The sequence below is a fragment of the Zobellella maritima genome, from assembly GCF_003075035.1.
GTDB lineage: Bacteria > Pseudomonadota > Gammaproteobacteria > Enterobacterales > Aeromonadaceae > Oceanimonas > Oceanimonas maritima.
In genome coordinates, this window is the sequence record NZ_QCZE01000001.1 from 216557 (window position 1) to 234598 (window position 18042).

The window sequence follows — 18042 nt, forward strand, 5'->3', positions numbered from 1 at the left end:
TTGGGGGGCACTCCATGCTGGAGTGACCCCATGCCCTGAGGTTTAAGGCTGTTCCCCTACCAGGAACTGTTTGCTGATGGCCTTGAAAGTGTCGGTGCCCGACTGATGCATCAGTTCGAACACCACCATTTCCCGGCTGACTATCTGAGCCCCGGCGTCACGCATCCGGGCCAGGCCCAGCTGGTGGTTTTCTTCCGTACGGCTGCCGGTGGCATCGGCCACGACAAATACTTCCTTACCCGCATTCAGTAAATCCATTACGGTCTGCAGTACGCAGACATGGGTTTCCATACCGCAGACAATGAGCTGGCTGTATTCCTGCCAGTGATCGGGCAGGCATCGAGCCGCCATGGCGGAGAAATGCATTTTCTCGACGATCTCCGGCTGTTCAACCAGGGCCGTCAGTGCCTGCCGGGTATGGCCCAGGCCCTTGGGGTATTGTTCGGTAAAGAGAACAGGGGTGCCCAGCAGGGTACAGGCGGAAATCAGCCACTGAACGCGTGCGCTCATCTGCTCGCCCTTGTGGATGGCGGGCACCAGCTTGTCCTGGATATCCACCACCATTAATCCCGCTTTGCCCATTTCCATCAACATAGCTGTCTCCCTTGATTGGTGAAGAGCCCAGTATCGCCCGTTTTCAGTTCCATTGTCACGATACGCCGGGCGAGTCGGGCGCTTGGACCCTGCCTGCCGGGTATATTTTCCGGGACCTCTTGCACTTGTCGCGGTTTCGATTTATCTATATGGCCCGCTGCTTTCGGCTTCCGCCGTGAGGCAGCAAGTATCAGGCCACACAGAGGAGAGATGACCGGCCAGCGCACATTCCCTTGTCGACCATGCAGGCGACGAGTCGTGCCATTCCATCCGTTGACCACACCCGTTCCCCGGCTGCCGGAGCCTGCCCGTAAGGGATAATCCGTGCATTTACCCAATATGAGTTCGTTTCGTCACTGTTTTAGTTTTGCCAGGAGGTAAGGCGTAGATGAGTGGTGGCAATCCCTGTTTGACCTGTGGCGCCTGTTGCGCCTTTTTTCGCGTTTCCTTCTACTGGGGAGAGATCCACAGTGATTATCAGGTGCCTGAAGCACTGACCGAGCCGGTAAACCATACCCGGTTGGCGATGCAGGGCTCCAATCACCCCCGGCCCCGCTGTGTGGCGCTGGAAGGGACGGTGGGAGACTGTGTCTCCTGCAGCATCTACCCCAACCGGCCCAGCCCCTGCCGACAGTTCGAGGCCAATGATGCAGATGGTGCCTGTAATCGGGCCAGGGCCGCCTACGGGCTGCCGCCGCTGGATTCGGAGCCGGCCGCGGCCTGAGAGCAGGGAAACGAGACGGGTGGCACCCGGCAATCTGTTCTGGTTTTTTCAGATTTGTTCGGTAGGCTTGGAAGCATAAGAAAAAACGAAGGAAGGTAGTTATGGACGCGCTTTCAGCCCTCGAACTCAGAGTGATTGGTTGTTTAATTGAAAAGCAGGTATCAACGCCAGATGCCTATCCCCTTACCCTGAATTCCCTGGTCAATGCCTGCAACCAGAAAAGCAACCGGGATCCGGTGCTGTCCCTGAGCGAGCAGCAGGTACAGCAGGTGCTTGACGGCCTTGCCGACAAGCGGCTGGTCAACAATGTGGCGGGCTTCAATGCCCGGGCGGCCAAATATCAGCACAGGTTCTGCAATACCGAATTCGGGGGCCTGCGCTTCAGTGCCCGGGAGCTGGGCATTGTCTGTGAGCTGATGCTGCGCGGTCCGCAGACCCCGGGCGAATTGAGGAGTCGTACCCAGCGGCTATGCCAGTTCGACGAGGTCAGCCAGGTGGAAGATTGCCTGCAATCCCTGCTGGAGCAGGGGTATGTGGTGAAGCTGCCCCGGCTGCCGGGCAAGCGGGAATCCCGCTATGCCCACCTGTTTGGCGAGGAAACCGAATTTGAACAAGCGGTTATGCCCGGCCACGGCGACCGGGAAGCCGAGCTGGCGCAGCAGGTACAGGAACTGACCGCCGAAGTGGCCCTGCTCAAGGCCCGCATCAAGGAGCTGGAAGGGTAAATTGCGCCGAGGTCATCGCTCCTGCAGCAGACGTTCGATAAACCCTTCGGTCCCCTCGGGCAGGCCTGCCTGCTGAAACAGCAAGCGGCCCTGCTCATCCAGCACGGTAACTGCATTGGCATGAGCTACACTGCCATCGGCCTGTCCCTGGTACTGGATATTGAGTGCCATGGCCAGGGTGCGGACATTATTATCGTTGCCGCTGAGCAGGGTCCAATGGCTGTCGAGCCCTCTCTTTCGGGCAAAATGGCGTAATACCCTGGGGGTGTCCCGGTTCGGGGTCAGGGATACCAGTACAAAGCCGACTTCTTGCTGCTGCGTTTCGCTGAGGGCCTTCTGCACCGCCTGCATGTTGGAAACCAGCATGGGACAGGCAAGCAGGCAATCCGTGTACATCATCCCGATGATCCGCTTTTTTCCGGCAAAATCCGCGATCTTGATGTTGTTGCCCCGTTCGGTCTGCCATTGGCTGTTGAGCTGATAGACGGAATCTCCGGGCAGGGCGGCATGCAGGCTAAAGGCCAGCAGCAGGGCGGCCAGTGGCAGCAGTGTACTATGTTTCATTTATCTCTCCTGTGCGCACCGAAAGCCCAGGTTCCCGAGGGTATAGGGTGCCTTTAGGCTGGAGCGGAAACCAAACCGCATAAAGGCGGCGTAATCGGAAGGATCGGCGGATCCGGCGGCGGCCGAGCCACAGAACAGTCCCTTGTCCAGGCTGCTGTCACCGCGGGACTCACCTGTCACCAGAGTAGAGTTGAAATCCTGGGTCCATTCCCATACCAGGCCGTGCAGATCATGCAGCCGCCAATAGTTGGCTGGCCTCTGGCCGACGGCTTCCAGGGTGGTGGTGGACGGCCTGGCATACCAGGACAGGATGCGCTGGGTATACGCGGGCTCGTGGCTGCCATCGGCCGCCAGCTCTGAGGCCAGGGCGGCAAATTCCCACTCGGCGACCGTCGGCAGCCGCTTGCCCCGGGCCTTGCAATAGGCATCGGCAGCATACCAGGATACATGGGTAACCGGGCTGTGTAGCGCGGCTTCCTCAGGTTGCCAGCCGTCATCCCCGGTTTGCCAGTGTTTAAGATAGTCATGCTCGGCAAAGAGGGCGGGGACCTGTCCTTTCTGCCAGTGCGGATATCGGGCGACAAAGTCGGCAAATTGCCGGTTGGTGACGGGGGTGACATCCATGCGAAATGGCGCGACCTGCAGCAGCGGGCTGTTCTTGCTCAGATACAGAGGCCGGACTTCCCCGCCGGGAAGCTCGGCCATCTGCAGTGCCGCCAGGATCAGCAGTGCGCCATTCATCAGTGGGCACTTCCTTCCATGATAATGGTTTTGCCCTGGCTGCGACGTTCGACCACCTGTTCGGGAGTGATCACGCCGCCCTTGTTACCCCAGCTGTTGAGCACATAGGTCAGCACGTTGGCCACTTCTTCGTCGGGCAGGCTCATGGCCGGCATGATGCTGTCGAAGCCCTGACCATTGACCTTGATCGGGCCCTTCAGGCCGTGTAATACGATGTCGATGGCGCGGGTGGTATCTTCATTGAGAAAGTCGGACTCGGCCAGCGGCGGAAAGGCATTGGGGATACCCTGGCCTTGGCTCTGGTGACAGGCCTGGCAGTTGGCTTCATAGGTGCGCTGACCAAAGCGGAGCTGCTCGTCCTTGTTTTTCGCCACCAGCTTGGGATGGCCGTTGGGTATGCTCTGCACCGCCGAGCCTTCCGGCAGATAGACACTCTCTGCCACCTTGCCGGAGTACACTATCTTGTCTTCGTCTCCTGCCACCTGCATCATCCCCAATGCCCCCTTGTTGAAGGCGCGGAAAATGGAATGATCCACCAGGATAAAGTTGCCCGGGACGTCCAGGGTAAATTCCACGGCGGCGGCACCTCCGGCCGGTACCAGCGTAGTCTGCACATTCTCGTTGGTCATATTGCCGCCTTCGACATTGACCTTGTCGAAAATTTCACCAATGACATGGAAAGAAGACACCAGGTTGGGGCCACCGTTACCTACATAGAGGCGGACTGTCTCACCCACATTGGCGGTCAGCGCCTTCTCGCCGTTCAATGCGCCCACCGCGCCGTTGAACAGCACATAATCCGGCTGCTCCTTGATGGCTTTTTCCATATCAAAGGGCTGCAGGCCCTGCTCGCCGAAGGCGCCCTTGGTATAGAAGTCACCCTGCATCACATAATATTCCCGGTCCACCGGCGGCAGGCCTTCCTCGGGTTCGACCAGGATCAGGCCATACATGCCGTTGGCGATATGCATGCCGACCGGCGCAGTGGCGCAGTGGTACACATAGAGGCCGGGATTGAGCGCCTTGAAGTTGAATACCGAGGTATGGCCGGGGGCGGTAAAGGACGAGGCGGCGCCGCCCCCTGGACCGGTGACCGCATGCAGGTCGATGTTATGGGGCATCTTGGAACCGGGATGGTTGGAAAGGTGGAACTCGATTTCGTCTCCTTCCCGTACCCGGATAAACTGGCCCGGCACCGAGCCGCCGAAGGTCCAGAACATATATTCCACCCCATCGGCGATTTCCATCACCTTCTCGACCGTTTCCATCTTGACCACCAACTTGGCGGCATAATCCCGGGTGATGGGGGGCGGCACCATGGGCGGGGAGGTTAGTATGGCTTCTTCAACGGGCAGGGGGGCGGCATTCACCGACAGGGCGAAGGTCATACCGAGGGCGGCAACAAGCTGGCTCAATTTCATGGGAACACTCCCGGAGTATTGTTGTGGTAGCGGACTATAAATGCTGTATTTCACAGTTGAGTTTATGGTCTGGCTCCGCTTTCGGCCTGATATAGATCAACAAAACATCGTGATATGAGCATGAGATCCACAAATGAGGCCCAGATAAAAGGTGAGCTGTGTCATGGTTTACAATTTATTTACCTGTTCACGAAGGCGGCTTACATAGCGTTTTTTTAGTTATTTTTACAATTAAATCATTGCTTTATTGTTTTTGTTAACACTGGGGAGGGGAGTGGTTGGGGGTGACTGGGTGGAATTTGTGTTAATGGAGTGTATATATAATTATATATTCATAATAATATTAAACCCGTCTTGTGACAAAACCAAAGGAGAAAGCAATGGATAGCAATATACAACCTTTTGGAAAGCGTTTTCACAAAAGTCTGTGGGGAGTCATGTTGGGAGCCAGTCTGGCTTCCGGATCGGTCTACGCCGAGACCCTGAGGATCGCCGGTAACTTCGCCCTCGATCATTCCAGCAGCCAGGCAATGGAAATCTTCAAGGAAAAGGTAGAAACCGCGACCGACAAGGGTATCAAGGTCCATCTGTTCCCGGCCATGCAGCTGGGCGGGGCGGCAGAAAACGTCGATCAGGTGCGCTCCGGGGTATTGAGCATGACCTGGATAGGGGTTTCCTTCCTGTCGCGTACCGTGCCCGAGCTGGAAGCCATCAGCCTGCCCTTTGTGCTCAAGGACAGGGAAACCGCCTTCCGAGTTATCGACGGCAAGGTAGGGGAGCTGCTCAATGAAAAGCTGGCGGATAAAGGCTTCGTCGCCCTCGGCTTTATGGAGCTGGGCGCGCGCCATATCACCAACAGTGTGCGGCCCATCGAGTCTATTGAAGACTTCGAAGGACTCAAGATCCGTTTGCAGCCGAATGAAACCCACCTGAATAGCTTCCGTGCCCTGGGTGCCAGCCCAGTGTCCATGGGTATCAACGAGGTGTATTCGGCCCTGCAGCAGAAGGTGATCGACGGTCAGGAAAACCCGTTCAGCATCATTCGCAAGAACAACTTCGGCGAAGTGCAGCAGTATCTGACCGATACCAATCACTTCTTCGACTTTATCGTGGTGGTGGCCAACAAGAAAAAGTTCGATCGCATGTCCGATGAAGAGCAGCAGGTATTGCGTGATGCCATGGTCAAGGCCGTTGCCTGGCAACGGAACAAGGCCGCCGAAGAAGACATCCAATCCCGGGACGAGCTGATTGCCGCCGGCATGAAGTTCAATGCCGTTACACCCGAGCTGAATCAGGCCATGCAGAAAAAAACCGCCGGTATCGTCGAAGAGCTGAAAGAGCGTCTCGGTGCTGACCTGGTTGATGCGGTACTGGAGGGAGCCAAGTCATGAAAACCGGCCACAGTGAGCATGTCGATATGCTTGCCGGGCCGGGGGCAAGCTCATCCCTCGCAGCGCCGGCAAGGCGCTGGCTGCTGAAGGTGGACAGCGCCTCCATGGTCCTGATCCAGGCCACCATGGCAGTCATGGTGCTGCTGGTGTCGTCTCAGGTGTTAAGTCGTTATTTGTTTTCGGAGTCCATCGATTGGGCGGATGAAGGGTCTCGGCTGGCCTTCGTCTGGGCCATCTTCCTCGCCATTCCCCACGGGCTCAAGCAGGGGGTGCATGTGGGCATCGATGTGCTGACCAACCGGCTGCCGGCCCGCTGGCAGGAGCGACTCGCACGCTTCATGTTGCTGGTAAGCGGTGGGTTGATGGTGGTGGTCTGCTATCAGGCAGTGATGGTTTCTATCGACACCTGGGAAGAGCTGATGCCAACTCTGCCGGTGACCGCCTCGGTGTTCTATTTCCCGGTGATGCTTAGCTGCGGCCATGCCTTGCTGCACCTGCTGTTCATGGCCTGGCAGGGTACCGATACCTGGCGTGAGCCGGATAACGAGGAGGCAATCTCATGACCACACTGGCCATCGTGTTGTTTCTGGTGCTGGCCCTGCTCGGCATGCCCCTGGCATTTTCCCTAGGTCTGGCGGCCTTGGGTGGTCTGGCCTACAGCGGCATCGAGCTGTCGGTATTGCCCCAGCGGATGATGCACGCGGTCAACTCCTTTCCGCTGATGGCGATTCCGTTGTTCATGCTGGCGGGGGAGCTGATGGTGGGTGGTCAGGTGATGCAGCGCACCATCGATTTCGCCAACGCCGTCGTCGGTCGGGTCAAGGGTGGACTGGCCCATGTGACTCTGCTGTCCGGCCTGGGCCTGGCCTCGGTGACCGGTGCCGCCGTGGCCGGTGCCAGTGCCCTGGGCACCACCATGATGCCGTCGATGAAAAAGCATTACGACGTAGGCTTCGGCTCGGCGGTGGTGGCCTCGGCCTCCAACCTGGGTCCCATTATTCCGCCCAGCGCAGCCATGATTGTCTATGCGTTGATGGCGGGCTCTTCGGTGTCGGTCGGCGGCCTCTTCATGGCCGGTGTTGTACCCGGGATCCTGCTGGTGGTCGGCATGATGGGTTTGGCCAGCTATATCGCGCATCGCAAGGGTTATGCGCCCACCGGTGAACCCTTCAGCTGGAAAAATCTGCTGATCCAGGGCAAGCGGGCAGGGGCCATCATCCTGATGCCGGTAGTGGTGATCGGCGGTATCGTCGGTGGTGTCTTCACCGCCACCGAAGGGGCGGCCATCGCGGTGATTTACGCCTTTATCGTCGGCAAGTGGGTTACCCGCAAGCTGAGCTGGGACGATCTGCCGGGCTGCATGTTCCGGGCTGCCCTGACCTCGGCGGTAGTAGGCGCGCTGATCGCCTTTGCGACCCCGCTGACCTTCCTGTTTACCATAGAGTTGCTGCCGCTGCGGTTGTCGGAGTTCATCCAGGGCTTCACCAGCAACCCCGAGGTGTTTCTCGCCATGGTGATGGTGATGCTGCTAATTGTCGGTATGTTTCTGGAGTCGAACGCAGCCTACATTATGTTGGTTCCGCTGTTTGCTCCCATCGCCCTGACCTACGGTATAGACCCGCTCTATTTCGGCTTTCTGTTCGTGTTCAACCTGGTGATCGGCATGATGACGCCCCCGGTTGGTGTGCTGCTGTTCGTGATGTGCGGCATTGCCAAGATTCCGATGTCCCAACTGTTGCGTTATGTCTGGCCCTTTATTGCCCTGCAATATCTGGTGCTGATGTTGTGCTGGATTTACCCGGAAATCGTGACGGCCCTGCCGCATGCCCTGGGTTATTGATTGTTAACTGAAAAATCGTAAATTTTCCAAGGAGAAGATAATGACTGATCGTACATTGTTAGGTGTGTTAACTCCGTCTTCCAACACCACGCTGGAGCCGGTAACCGCCGACATTCTGCATGGGGTCGACAACACCAGCGCCCACTTCGGCCGACTCAAGGTAACCGAGATTTCACTGACCGAGCAGGCCCTGAGCCAGTTCGACAACGAACCTTTCCTTGAGGCGTCCCGGCTGCTGGCTGATGCCAGAATGCAGTCCGTTACCTGGAGCGGTACTTCGTCGGGCTGGCGCGGTTTTCAGGATGACGAAATATTGTGCGATGCCATCACCCGGGAAACCGGCATTCCCGCCACCACCTCGGTGCTGGCGCTGAACGAGCTGTTCGACTTGACCGGGGTCAAACGTTTCGGCCTGGTTACCCCCTACCTGCATGACGTGCAGCATAAAATCGTCGAGAATTATGGTCGCTCCGGTTACGAATGTGTGGCCGAGCGTCATCTCAACGACAAGGGGAACTTCTCCTATTCCGAGGTGAGCGAGCAGACCCTCGCCAATATGGTACGCGAAGTGGCCAGAACCCAGGATTGTCAGGCGATCACCATTTTCTGTACCAACCTGCGCGGAGCCCGGGTGGCGGCTGAGCTGGAAAAGGAAATCGGTATTCCCATCTATGACACCATTTCTACCGGTATCTGGAAGGGCATGCTGCTGGCCGGTGCCGATCCCGGCAAGATTAAAAACTGGGGCAGTATTTTTTCGATTAAGCCATAATTATATATTATGTAATATCAAGCCCTGGTTCGCCGGGGCTTCCATGCTCGAAAGCCCAATCCAGGCGGGACAGGGATCACGCTTGCTACGTCCGAATATGGCGCTTTCATGCAGCAGACAGTATGCTGCCCGGCTTAGAGCCGCGTCCAGATATAAATACAAGAAGGTGAGCACTGTGGTCACTCCCATCAACAGTTACGGTAGAAATTCCCTGCGTCGTCGCTCCCTGCATGAGGAAGTGGCCGATTGTGTTCGCACCATGATCATCGAAGGTGAGCTGGAAGAAGGCCAGCGCATCAACGAGCCCGAGTTGTGTCAGCGACTTGATATTTCCCGAACCCCCCTGCGCGAGGCGCTGAAAGTGCTTCACTCCGAAGGCATGGTCACCATAGAGCCCAACCGGGGAGCCTGGGTAGCCACCATTACGGCCGAGGAGATTCGCGAGCATTTCGAGATCATTAGTACCCTGGAACGGCGTGCCGCCGAGCTGGCCGCCATCAAGGCCAGCGAGAGCGATCTCACTCGACTGAGCCAGTTGCAGGAAAAGCTGGAGCACCACCACCAGGCCCAGGAACGTCATGAGTATTTCGAAATCAACCAGCATATTCACCGCTTGATCATCGAGCTGGCGAACAACGAAAGCCTGACTCATTTACACCATCAGCTGATGAATCGCGTCAGTCGCGGGCGTTACCTGGCCATCGGTATGCAACATCGTTGGGACGAATCCGTCGATGAGCACAAAGCCCTGCTCGACGCCCTGCTGGCGCGCGATGGCGACAGAGCCGGCCGCATTCTGGCCGAGCATGTGATGCATACCGGTGAAACCGTGGTCAAAGAGCTGGAACAGCAACAAAAGGTTGGCTGACCGGATCTTCGCTCAGCCCTTATTCCCTATCTGTTCATCCCTACCCTACAAAACGCCGCACGGCGGTACACCGCCGATGCCTTTAGCGTTTTTTCTGCACCTCGCCGGCCCTGGCCGCTCTTGTTTCCGCTGACCGTCAGCTCGGCTCTCCCTTTCTTGGTCACAATGCCACTGCGCCCCTGTATCACCTCTCGAATTCACATTTACACACAATATTTAACTAAAATGTTACAAATATAGTGATCCAGATCGCATATTGCCACCGTATCGATTGAGCGTTCTCTCGAGTAATGCTTAATTACGAATATATAATTATATATTCAATCTGGCCTGTCCGGCAGGCAAACGGCAAAAGAGGAAGGCATATGTCTGAATTCGATCTGGTAATCCGCAATGGCCGCATCGCGACCGCCGCCGATATTACCGAATGTGATCTGGCCATAACGGATGGCCGCATCGTCGCCATGGGCGAGGAGTTAGGTCCGGGCCGGCAGGAAATCGACGCCCGGGGATTGTGGGTATTGCCAGGCGGGGTCGACGCCCACTGCCACCTGGATCAACCCATGCCGGAAGGACTACGCATGGCCGACGACTTTCACTCCGGCACCCGCTCCGCGGCCTGCGGCGGCACCACTACTGTGATGCCGTTTGCGGCCCAGGAAAAGGGCCAGTCCCTGAAGGCGGCGGTGGCGGATTATCACAATCGCGCCGAGGGAAAGGCCTTTGTCGACTATGCCTTCCACCTGATCGTCACCGACCCCACCGAGACGGTGCTCAAGGAAGAGCTGCCCGAACTTATCCGCCAGGGCTGCACCTCCTTCAAGATCTACATGACCTATGACGATCTCAAGCTCAACGACGGCCAGATCCTCGACGTGTTGGCCCTGGCCCGCACCGAAGGCGCCATGGCCATGATCCATGCGGAGAACGCCGACTGCATCGGCTGGCTGACCCAGCGTCTGCTCGACGCCGGCCACACCGCGCCCAAGTATCACGCTGCGTCCCGCCCCATGCTGGTGGAGCGGGAGGCGACCCACAGGGCCATCGTCCTGTCCGAGCTGGTGGACGTGCCCATCCTGGTGGTACATGTATCCGGTGCCGAGGCGGTGGAGCAAATCCGCTGGGCACGCAGCAAGGGCATCAGCATCTATGCGGAAACCTGTCCCCAATACCTGTTCCTCACTGCCGAGGATTTGGGGATTGATGGTTACCAGGGTGCCAAGTGCGTATGCAGCCCACCGCCCCGGGATCAGTCCAACCAGCAGGTGATCTGGGACGGCCTGGACGATGGCCTGTTCACCATCTTCTCCTCGGATCATGCCCCCTTCCGTTACGAGGACCCCCAGGGCAAGAAACCGGGCGGGGAGGAGGTGGCCTTCCCCTACATCCCCAATGGCATTCCCGGTCTGGAAACCCGGCTGCCGCTGCTGTTCTCGGAAGGGGTCAACAAAGGCCGAATCAGCCTCAACAAGTTCGTCGAGCTGACCGCCACCAACCCGGCCAAGCTCTACGGCCTGTATCCGCGCAAGGGCACCATCGCCGTCGGCGCCGATGCCGACATCGCCATCTGGGATCCAAAGCGGCAAGTCACCATCCGCAACGAGATGCTGCATCACGATGTGGACTACACCCCCTATGAAGGCCGTACCGTCACCGGCTGGCCGGTACTCACCCTGAGCCGCGGCGAACTGGTCTGGCGCGACGGCGAGGTCCTGGGCCGGGCAGGGCACGGCCACTTCCAGCCCTGCGGCAAGCCGGACATGGCCAGGCCCAAGGTCAGGGGCTGAGACCATGCGCCTGCTGCTTGTCAACGCCAATACCAGCCGGAATATCACCGAGCACCTGGCCGCCGAGGCCCGGCTGTCCTTGCCGGCAGGCTGGCAGCTGAGCACCGCCACCGGCGCCTTTGGCGCAGCGGTAATCCAGAGCCGCCGGGACTGCGCCATCGCCGAGCATGCCTGTATCGAGGCAGCCGAAGCCAGGGTGGAAGGGTGTGATGCCGTGGTAGTTGGCGTGTCGCTGGACATCGGCTTGTGGGCCCTGCGGCAGACCCTGAATGTGCCGGTGGTCGGCCTGCTGGAGGCTTCATTGATGACCGCCTGCATGGTCAGCGGCCGCTATGGCCTGGTGGTGATGGGGCGGCAGACGATGCCCCTCTACCGGGAGTTGGTCGCCCGTCATGGCCAGGAAGCCAGATTGGCCGGGATCGAGGCCATCTGTGCCGGTGCGCCCGAGGTGTATGCAGCGCCGGAACAGTTTGCATCGACCCTGGTCGAGGCAGCCAATCGGCTGGTAGCCAGCGGGGCTGAGAGCGTCATCCTGGTCGGGGCGGTAGTGGCCGGCATGCATCGCCGACTGCAGCCCAGGGTCGCGGTGCCGCTGCTCGACGGCATGGCCTGTGCCGTCACCCAGGCCTGCGGCCTGGCCGGCCTGGTATTGCCCAAGGCTGAGGCAGGCAGTGTTCGACCGAGTTAATCAAGGAACCGGGGATTCCCCATCATCAGTAAGTACATCAAGGAGTGAGTATGTCATACAAGAGTGGTCGTCATTTTCTGCAGATCCCGGGACCATCGCCGGTACCGGATCGCATCCTGAGCGCCATGAGCTATCAGACTATCGATCATAGGGGACCCGAGTTTGCTGAGCTGGGGCAGGAAGTGCTGGCCGGCATCAAGCGGATTTTCAAGACCGACAGCCCTGTGGTGATCTACCCAGCCTCGGGGACCGGTGCCTGGGAGGCGGCCTTGGTCAATACCCTGAGCGCCGGCGACACAGTGCTGATGTGCGAGACCGGCCAGTTCGCCACCCTCTGGCATGAACTGGCCACCAAGCTGGGGCTGGAGGTGGAGTTCATCCCAGGTGACTGGCGCCACGGCGCCGACCCTCAGGCCATCGAAGCCCGGCTGAAAGCCGATAGCGAGCAGCGGATCAAGGCGGTGTGTGTGGTGCATAACGAAACCTCCACCGGCGTAACCAGCCGGATCCCTGAGATCCGCCGGGCCATCGACAACAGCAACCACCCTGCGTTGTTCCTGGTCGATACCATCTCCGGGCTGGCGTCCGCCGACTATCGTCACGACGAGTGGGGTGTGGACGTCACCGTATCCGGCTCCCAGAAAGGCTTGATGCTGCCGCCGGGGATCAGCTTCAACGCCCTCAGCGACAAGGCGCTGGCCGCGGCCAAGCAGGCCAGGCTGCCCAAGTCTTACTGGGACTGGCAGCCGATGCTGGCCAGCAACGCCACCGGCTATTTCCCCCATACCCCGGCCACTAACCTGCTGTTCGGCCTGAAAGAAGCGATCCACATGCTGGAAGTCGAGGGCCTGGACCAGGTATTCGCCCGTCACCAGCGCCATGCGGAGGCCACCCGTCGTGCGGTGCGCGCCTGGGGCCTGGAGGTGCTGTGCCTTAACGAGCATGAATACAGCCCGGTGCTAACTGCCGTGGTGCTACCTGACGGGCATGATGCCGATCGGCTGCGCCGGGTGATCCTGGAACGGTTCGATATGTCCCTGGGGGCGGGCCTGGGCAAGCTCAAGGGCAGGATATTCCGTATCGGCCACTTGGGCGATATCAACGATCTGACTCTGCTCGGCACCCTGGCAGGTGTCGAGATGGGGCTGTCCTGTGCCGGCGTGCCCCATCAGGCCGGTGGCGTGCAGGCGGCGATGAGCTACCTGGCCGATACCTGAGGCCGGTTTATCAATTTGAAGGAGTATCGAGTTTTACCGGCTTGGCCGATGGCCGGGCCTTTGCGCAACGGTGCGCAACAACAACCTCAAGGAAGGAGTAAGTGATGATGCGAAAACTGCTGGTCTCTGCATTGGTATGCGCCGCCATGTCGGGAACCCCGGCGATGGCGGAAGACACTATCAAGCTGAAGGTTATCGGGCAACCGCTGGCCACCGGGCTTATCCAGAAGAACAAGGAGCAGCCCTTCTTCGAAACCCTGGCCGAGAAAACCGGCCTGCCGCTGGAGGTGAACTACAAGCCGCTGGATACCACCGGCATCAAGGATGTGGAGCAGCTGCGGGTGCTCAAGTCGGGTATGTTCGATCTGGTCTCGCTGCGTATGTCCCAGATCTCCCGCGACGAGCCCACCATACTCGGGCTGGATCTGGTCGGCCTGAGCCCGGATTTCGCCCAGGGACGCAAGGTCGCCGAGGCCTACAAGGATACGGTCGACAAGCGGCTGCAGGCGCGCTTCAACACCAAGCTGCTGGGCGTCTGGCCGTTCGGTCCCCAGGTGATGTTCTGTAACCATCCGATCGCCAGCCTGTCAGATGTCAAGGGGCTGAAAGTCCGGGTCTATGATCAGAACCTGGCCCAGTTTGTCGAGTCGGTGGGCGGCATTCCCGTGCCCATCGGTTTCGGCGACGTGCACCAGAGTCTGGCTCTGGGGGTGATCGACTGCGCCATTACCGGCCCCAGCTCGGCCAACTCCGCCGGCTGGCCCGAGGTCACCACCCATGTGCTGCCGTTGGGCTTCCAAATGGCACTCAATGGCTATGGTATCAATCTCAAGGCCTGGAACAAGCTGGCACCCGAGCAGCAGGTCAAGCTGCAGGCCGCTTTCGATGAACTGAACGAGGAGATCTGGCGCTATTCCGAGGAGCTGTACCTGGACGCCGGCCGCTGTAATGTCGGTGGCGAACCCTGCACCACGGGCAACAAGTTCGATCTGGTCGAGGTGCCGGTGTCCGAACAGGACCTGAGCATTGTCGCCAACACGGTGAAAGACGTGTCTTTCCCCACCTGGGCCGAAGTCTGCAACAAGACCAATCCCGACTGTGCCAGCGATTGGAAGCGTGATGTCGGCGCCATTGCCGGCATGTAATGCCGCACTGAGGCGGGGGCTTGCCCCCCCATGTCTGTAAAACGGAATTAGCTGGCTTCCCACCGACACGCCGTAAACCCATCCATGGGGGCTCTGCTGCGCCGTCCTGGCGCAGGAGGTCGGCTTGAAAGCCAGCCAATCCCGTTCACTGACAGGCATCGGGGCCGGTTTTCCGCTTTTACGCTGCGACAAGGAGGTAGGTAATGAAACGAATTGAATATATGGCCGGCATGGTGTTTGGGGGGATCTTCCTCCTGCTGTCCCTGCTGGTGGTGGTGGAAACCCTGTTACGCAAGTTTTTCAGCGTGTCGTTGCAGGGTGTGGATGAACTGGGCGGTTACGCCCTGGCGGTGGGGGCAACCCTGTCTTTTACCCTGGCGTTGCTGGGCCGTACCCATATGCGTATCGACATTTTTCATGAAAAGCTGCCCAAGTCCCTGCAGACCCTGTTCAACTGGCTGTCCGCGGTGCTGATGGCGCTGTTCGGGATCTTCCTGTTCTGGGTCTGTCTGCAAATCGTGCAGGAAACCCTGGACTACGGCAGCACGGCGCAAACCCCCTGGGCCACGCCGCTTAAATATCCTCAGGGCATCTGGCTTGCCGGCCTCACCGTGTTTGCCTTCGCGGCCACCCTGTACAGCCTGCGGGCGACCTGGTTGTTGCTGAGCGGCCGCACCGGTCAGCTCAATGAGGAATTTCATCCCAAGGGGGTAAGCGAAGAACTGAAAGAAGAGCTGGAAGATTTCAAACACCGCCAACAGGCAACCGTGTCCCACGAGGGGGAAGACGTCCTCGGGGGCGTACCGGCACAGGCCGTCAGAGAGGGCGTGAAATGAGTTTATCCGTGGTTTTTGTAGGCTTCTTCGCCATGTTGGGACTGCTGCTGCTGGGCATGCCCATCGCCGTCAGCATGGCGCTAATCGGGGTGATCGGCGGGGTCATGGTATTTGGTGTTCCCTTTGTCGACTCCATCGGTGCTGTGGTCTGGAGTGTACACAACGAGGCAATCCTGACCGCCATCCCACTGTTTATCCTACTCGGTGAACTGCTGCTGCGTAGCGGCATCGCCGACAAGATGTACCTGGCGATGGCGGCCTGGCTGGGGCGGCTGCCTGGCGGACTCTTGCATACCAACATCGGCTCTTGTGCGCTGTTTGCAGCCACCTCCGGCTCGTCGGTGGCCACCGCCGCCACCATAGGCACAGTGGCCCTGCCGTCGCTGAACGAGCGCGAGTATTCCATGCGCCAGTCGCTGGGCAGCCTGGCCGCGGGCGGCACCCTGGGGATCCTTATCCCGCCCAGCGTCAACATGCTGATCTACGGTTCACTGACCAGCAACTCCATCGGCAAGCTGTTTATGGCCGGTCTGATCCCGGGCATATTGCTCAGCCTGCTGTTCATGGTCTATATCGGCATGTCCAACCTGGGCAAGGGCGGCAAGCGGGAAGAGATCATCCCGCTGAGTGAAAAGCTGCGCATGTCTCGCTTCCTGATCCCGCCCGCCGTGGTGTTCGGCATCGTCATGGGCAGCATCTATTTGGGGATTGCCACCGCTACCGAGTCGGCCGCCCTCGGGGTGATCACCGCCCTGTTTTTCTCCTGGCGCGCCGGCCGGTTGAACCTGGAGTTCCTGCAGGAAAGCTTCGTGCAGACCGCACGTATCACCGGCATGATACTGCTGATCATCACCGCCGCCTTCGTGCTCAACCTGACCATCAGCCTCACCGGGGTGGTGGACGAACTGACCGACTGGGTGACCTCATTCGGATTGAGCATCACCGGCCTGCTGCTGGTGCTGATCGTCTTCTACCTGGCGCTGGGGATGTTTATGGACGTGCTGTCGATGCAGGTGCTGACTATCCCCATCACCTATCCGATCGTCACCGCCCTGGGTGTGGATCCCATCTGGTACGGGGTGTTTGTGGTGCTGATGTGTGAGCTGGCGCTGATCACCCCCCCGGTGGGCATGAACCTGTTCGTGGTGCAAAGCGTGCGCAAGGACGGCGGCAATATCCAGGATGTTATGTGGGGTGTACTGCCGTTCATGCTGATCATGATGCTATTTACCCTGTCGCTGATGGCCTTTCCGGAGATCGCCCTATGGCTGCCGAACATGATGAGTTAATTCACCGCAGCTGGCGTCTGGGCGCCACTGAGCTGGCGGCGGCCTTTGCCGCCGGCACCCTGACCCCGCTTGAAGCCTGGCAGGCCTGCGCCGCACGTATCCGGGCGCTCAATTCCGAGCTAAATGCGCTGATCGTATACAACCCCCAGGCTGAGGCCGCCGCCGAGGCCAGCACCCTGCGCTGGCGCCAAGGCCGCCCCCTGAGCGTGCTTGACGGGGTGCCGGTGACCATCAAGGACAACCTCAATGTAGCCGGCTTGGTCACCACTTGGGGCAACCGGGCCTTTGCCGAACGGCTGGCTGAGGACGATGAACTGTCGGTGGCCCGTTGCCGCCGGGCCGGGCTGGTGATCCTGGGCAAGACCAATGTGCCCGAGTTTACCCTGGAGGGCTATACCGACAACCCCCTGTTCGGGGTGACCCGCAATCCCTGGAATACGGCCCTGACCCCGGGCGGTTCCAGCGGCGGCGGAGTAGCCTCGGTGGCCGCCGGTTTTGCGCCGCTGTCCATCGGCACCGACGGCGGCGGATCCATCCGCCGGCCGGCGTCCCACACCGGTCTGGTGGGTTTCAAGCCCTCCATCGGCGCGGTGGCGCGGGTCAACAGCCTGCCCCAGGTGATGCTCGATTTCGAGGTGATTGGCCCCATTGCCCGCTCGGTGGTCGATGCCGCCGCCCTATTCAATATCATGGCGGGCGAAGATGCCCGGGATCGCAAGTCGCTGCGGGTCAGCCAAGGGCCGGTCGACTGCCAGACGCATCCGCCGCGGCTGCGTATCCTGTATGTGCCGCGCTTCGGCGACAACCCACTGGATCCTCAGATCGCCGCCAGCGTGGGCGGGGCGGCAGCCACGCTGCGCGCCCTGGGCCATGAGGTGAGTGAAGGGGAGCTGCCCTTCAGCCTGGACTTCGTCGATGCCTTCTGGCCGATGCTGGCCGCGGTGGCGGTGGCGGCGCTGTTCGAACGCTATCCCGAGGCTGAGCCGCTGGCGGCGGAAAAATTCCGCACCCAGGCGGCTCGGGGACGGGACATGGGCGCGGCGGCCTATCTCAATGCCCTGGAAGATATCGATGCCTTCCGCCGTCGGGTCGGTGAGGCCTTCGAGCAGGTGGATGTGATTATGACTCCCTCGGCGGCGGCGCTGCCCTGGCCGGCTGAGCAGGGCTATCCCACCGAGATCGACGGCCGGGAGGTCGGCCCGCGAGGCCATGCCATCTACACCGGCTGGGTCAATGCCTGCGGCCATCCGGCCATCAATCTGCCGTCGGCGCAGGCACAGCAGGGGCTGCCCATCGGCTTTCAGCTGGTCGGCAACTTCGGCGACGATGAACTGCTGTTCCGGCTGGCGGCCGAGTATGAAAGTGCCGTCCGGGCGGGTTGGCAATGGCCCGGTGAAACGGCGAAAGGCCCCTGATACACAACGATAACCTTATGGGAAG

Annotated in this window: 18 protein-coding genes; 14 read left to right on the forward strand and 4 right to left on the reverse strand. The window is 59.8% G+C overall.

The features are described 5' to 3' along the window. Window positions 1-42: 42 nt before the first annotated feature. A complete protein-coding gene (locus DCS96_RS00960) occupies window positions 43-594 on the reverse strand; it encodes a hydrolase (RefSeq protein WP_116472516.1) in 552 nt (183 codons plus the stop codon). A 388-nt stretch (window positions 595-982) separates the two neighbouring features. Between DCS96_RS00960 and DCS96_RS00965 the strand changes: the two genes are divergently transcribed. Further along, window positions 983-1318 (forward strand): YkgJ family cysteine cluster protein, encoded by a 336-nt coding sequence (locus DCS96_RS00965; RefSeq protein WP_116472517.1) that lies wholly within the window; start codon window positions 983-985, stop codon window positions 1316-1318. Window positions 1319-1419: 101 nt separating this feature from the next. Beyond that, window positions 1420-2043, forward strand: coding sequence for a YceH family protein (locus DCS96_RS00970; RefSeq protein WP_116472518.1), 624 nt, complete (start codon window positions 1420-1422; stop codon window positions 2041-2043). A gap of 12 nt (window positions 2044-2055) precedes the next feature. Here the strand turns inward: DCS96_RS00970 and DCS96_RS00975 are convergent, their stop codons facing one another. From DCS96_RS00975 to nirK, 3 genes are read right to left on the reverse strand one after another with little or no spacing between them, the layout of a single operon-like run. Further along, complete coding sequence (locus DCS96_RS00975; RefSeq protein ID WP_116472519.1) at window positions 2056-2607, reverse strand: SCO family protein; 552 nt, start codon at window positions 2605-2607, stop codon at window positions 2056-2058. After that, window positions 2608-3348, reverse strand: coding sequence for a formylglycine-generating enzyme family protein (locus tag DCS96_RS00980; RefSeq protein WP_116472520.1), 741 nt, complete (start codon window positions 3346-3348; stop codon window positions 2608-2610). Then, a complete protein-coding gene (gene nirK, locus DCS96_RS00985) occupies window positions 3348-4769 on the reverse strand; it encodes a copper-containing nitrite reductase (protein WP_116472521.1) in 1422 nt (473 codons plus the stop codon). The genes DCS96_RS00980 and nirK overlap by 1 nt, the downstream gene beginning before the upstream one ends. Before the next feature lie 380 nt (window positions 4770-5149). Here nirK and DCS96_RS00990 point away from each other — a divergent pair, with 380 nt between their 5' ends. The 12 genes from DCS96_RS00990 to DCS96_RS01045 all read left to right on the forward strand — a co-directional run bounded on the left by DCS96_RS00990 (window position 5150) and on the right by DCS96_RS01045 (window position 18017). After that, on the forward strand, window positions 5150-6160 hold the full coding sequence (locus DCS96_RS00990; protein ID WP_116472522.1) for a TRAP transporter substrate-binding protein: 1011 nt from the start codon (window positions 5150-5152) through the stop codon (window positions 6158-6160). After that, window positions 6157-6723, forward strand: a complete 567-nt coding sequence (locus tag DCS96_RS00995) for a TRAP transporter small permease (RefSeq protein WP_116472523.1) — start codon at window positions 6157-6159, stop codon at window positions 6721-6723. Before DCS96_RS00990 ends, DCS96_RS00995 begins: the two co-directional genes overlap by 4 nt. Continuing rightward, a complete protein-coding gene (locus tag DCS96_RS01000) occupies window positions 6720-8000 on the forward strand; it encodes a TRAP transporter large permease (protein WP_116472524.1) in 1281 nt (426 codons plus the stop codon). Before DCS96_RS00995 ends, DCS96_RS01000 begins: the two co-directional genes overlap by 4 nt. Before the next feature lie 40 nt (window positions 8001-8040). Further along, window positions 8041-8772 (forward strand): maleate cis-trans isomerase family protein, encoded by a 732-nt coding sequence (locus DCS96_RS01005; protein WP_116472525.1) that lies wholly within the window; start codon window positions 8041-8043, stop codon window positions 8770-8772. Between the two features lie 175 nt (window positions 8773-8947). After that, window positions 8948-9640 carry a GntR family transcriptional regulator gene (locus tag DCS96_RS01010; RefSeq protein WP_116472526.1) on the forward strand — a complete coding sequence of 231 codons (693 nt, stop codon included), beginning with the start codon at window positions 8948-8950 and terminating at the stop codon, window positions 9638-9640. Window positions 9641-10005: 365 nt separating this feature from the next. Further along, window positions 10006-11427 carry a dihydropyrimidinase gene (gene hydA, locus DCS96_RS01015; protein ID WP_116472527.1) on the forward strand — a complete coding sequence of 474 codons (1422 nt, stop codon included), beginning with the start codon at window positions 10006-10008 and terminating at the stop codon, window positions 11425-11427. A 4-nt stretch (window positions 11428-11431) separates the two neighbouring features. Next, window positions 11432-12115 (forward strand): aspartate/glutamate racemase family protein, encoded by a 684-nt coding sequence (locus tag DCS96_RS01020; protein ID WP_116472528.1) that lies wholly within the window; start codon window positions 11432-11434, stop codon window positions 12113-12115. A 50-nt stretch (window positions 12116-12165) separates the two neighbouring features. Further along, window positions 12166-13332, forward strand: a complete 1167-nt coding sequence (locus tag DCS96_RS01025) for a pyridoxal-phosphate-dependent aminotransferase family protein (protein ID WP_116472529.1) — start codon at window positions 12166-12168, stop codon at window positions 13330-13332. 104 nt (window positions 13333-13436) lie between these two features. Further along, the gene (locus tag DCS96_RS01030) at window positions 13437-14477 is read left to right on the forward strand and encodes a TRAP transporter substrate-binding protein (protein ID WP_232818153.1); all 1041 of its coding nucleotides are present in this window, start codon (window positions 13437-13439) and stop codon (window positions 14475-14477) included. Between the two features lie 203 nt (window positions 14478-14680). Next, window positions 14681-15313, forward strand: coding sequence for a TRAP transporter small permease (locus DCS96_RS01035; protein ID WP_116472530.1), 633 nt, complete (start codon window positions 14681-14683; stop codon window positions 15311-15313). Further along, a complete protein-coding gene (locus DCS96_RS01040; RefSeq protein ID WP_116472531.1) occupies window positions 15310-16602 on the forward strand; it encodes a TRAP transporter large permease in 1293 nt (430 codons plus the stop codon). Before DCS96_RS01035 ends, DCS96_RS01040 begins: the two co-directional genes overlap by 4 nt. Then, window positions 16578-18017, forward strand: coding sequence for an amidase (locus DCS96_RS01045; RefSeq protein WP_116472532.1), 1440 nt, complete (start codon window positions 16578-16580; stop codon window positions 18015-18017). The genes DCS96_RS01040 and DCS96_RS01045 overlap by 25 nt, the downstream gene beginning before the upstream one ends. Window positions 18018-18042 lie beyond the last annotated feature (25 nt).

What these genes read in the sequence shown, in the direction of transcription:
- DCS96_RS00960 (WP_116472516.1), bottom strand. Translation starts at nt 594, where the DNA reads ATGTTGATGGAAATGGGCAAAGCGGGATTAATGGTGGTGGATATCCAG.
- DCS96_RS00965 (WP_116472517.1), top strand. Translation starts at nt 983, where the DNA reads ATGAGTGGTGGCAATCCCTGTTTGACCTGTGGCGCCTGTTGCGCCTTT.
- DCS96_RS00970 (WP_116472518.1), top strand. Translation starts at nt 1,420, where the DNA reads ATGGACGCGCTTTCAGCCCTCGAACTCAGAGTGATTGGTTGTTTAATT.
- DCS96_RS00975 (WP_116472519.1), bottom strand. Translation starts at nt 2,607, where the DNA reads ATGAAACATAGTACACTGCTGCCACTGGCCGCCCTGCTGCTGGCCTTT.
- DCS96_RS00980 (WP_116472520.1), bottom strand. Translation starts at nt 3,348, where the DNA reads ATGAATGGCGCACTGCTGATCCTGGCGGCACTGCAGATGGCCGAGCTT.
- nirK (WP_116472521.1), bottom strand. Translation starts at nt 4,769, where the DNA reads ATGAAATTGAGCCAGCTTGTTGCCGCCCTCGGTATGACCTTCGCCCTG.
- DCS96_RS00990 (WP_116472522.1), top strand. Translation starts at nt 5,150, where the DNA reads ATGGATAGCAATATACAACCTTTTGGAAAGCGTTTTCACAAAAGTCTG.
- DCS96_RS00995 (WP_116472523.1), top strand. Translation starts at nt 6,157, where the DNA reads ATGAAAACCGGCCACAGTGAGCATGTCGATATGCTTGCCGGGCCGGGG.
- DCS96_RS01000 (WP_116472524.1), top strand. Translation starts at nt 6,720, where the DNA reads ATGACCACACTGGCCATCGTGTTGTTTCTGGTGCTGGCCCTGCTCGGC.
- DCS96_RS01005 (WP_116472525.1), top strand. Translation starts at nt 8,041, where the DNA reads ATGACTGATCGTACATTGTTAGGTGTGTTAACTCCGTCTTCCAACACC.
- hydA (WP_116472527.1), top strand. Translation starts at nt 10,006, where the DNA reads ATGTCTGAATTCGATCTGGTAATCCGCAATGGCCGCATCGCGACCGCC.
- DCS96_RS01020 (WP_116472528.1), top strand. Translation starts at nt 11,432, where the DNA reads ATGCGCCTGCTGCTTGTCAACGCCAATACCAGCCGGAATATCACCGAG.
- DCS96_RS01025 (WP_116472529.1), top strand. Translation starts at nt 12,166, where the DNA reads ATGTCATACAAGAGTGGTCGTCATTTTCTGCAGATCCCGGGACCATCG.
- DCS96_RS01030 (WP_232818153.1), top strand. Translation starts at nt 13,437, where the DNA reads ATGATGCGAAAACTGCTGGTCTCTGCATTGGTATGCGCCGCCATGTCG.
- DCS96_RS01035 (WP_116472530.1), top strand. Translation starts at nt 14,681, where the DNA reads ATGAAACGAATTGAATATATGGCCGGCATGGTGTTTGGGGGGATCTTC.
- DCS96_RS01040 (WP_116472531.1), top strand. Translation starts at nt 15,310, where the DNA reads ATGAGTTTATCCGTGGTTTTTGTAGGCTTCTTCGCCATGTTGGGACTG.
- DCS96_RS01045 (WP_116472532.1), top strand. Translation starts at nt 16,578, where the DNA reads ATGGCTGCCGAACATGATGAGTTAATTCACCGCAGCTGGCGTCTGGGC.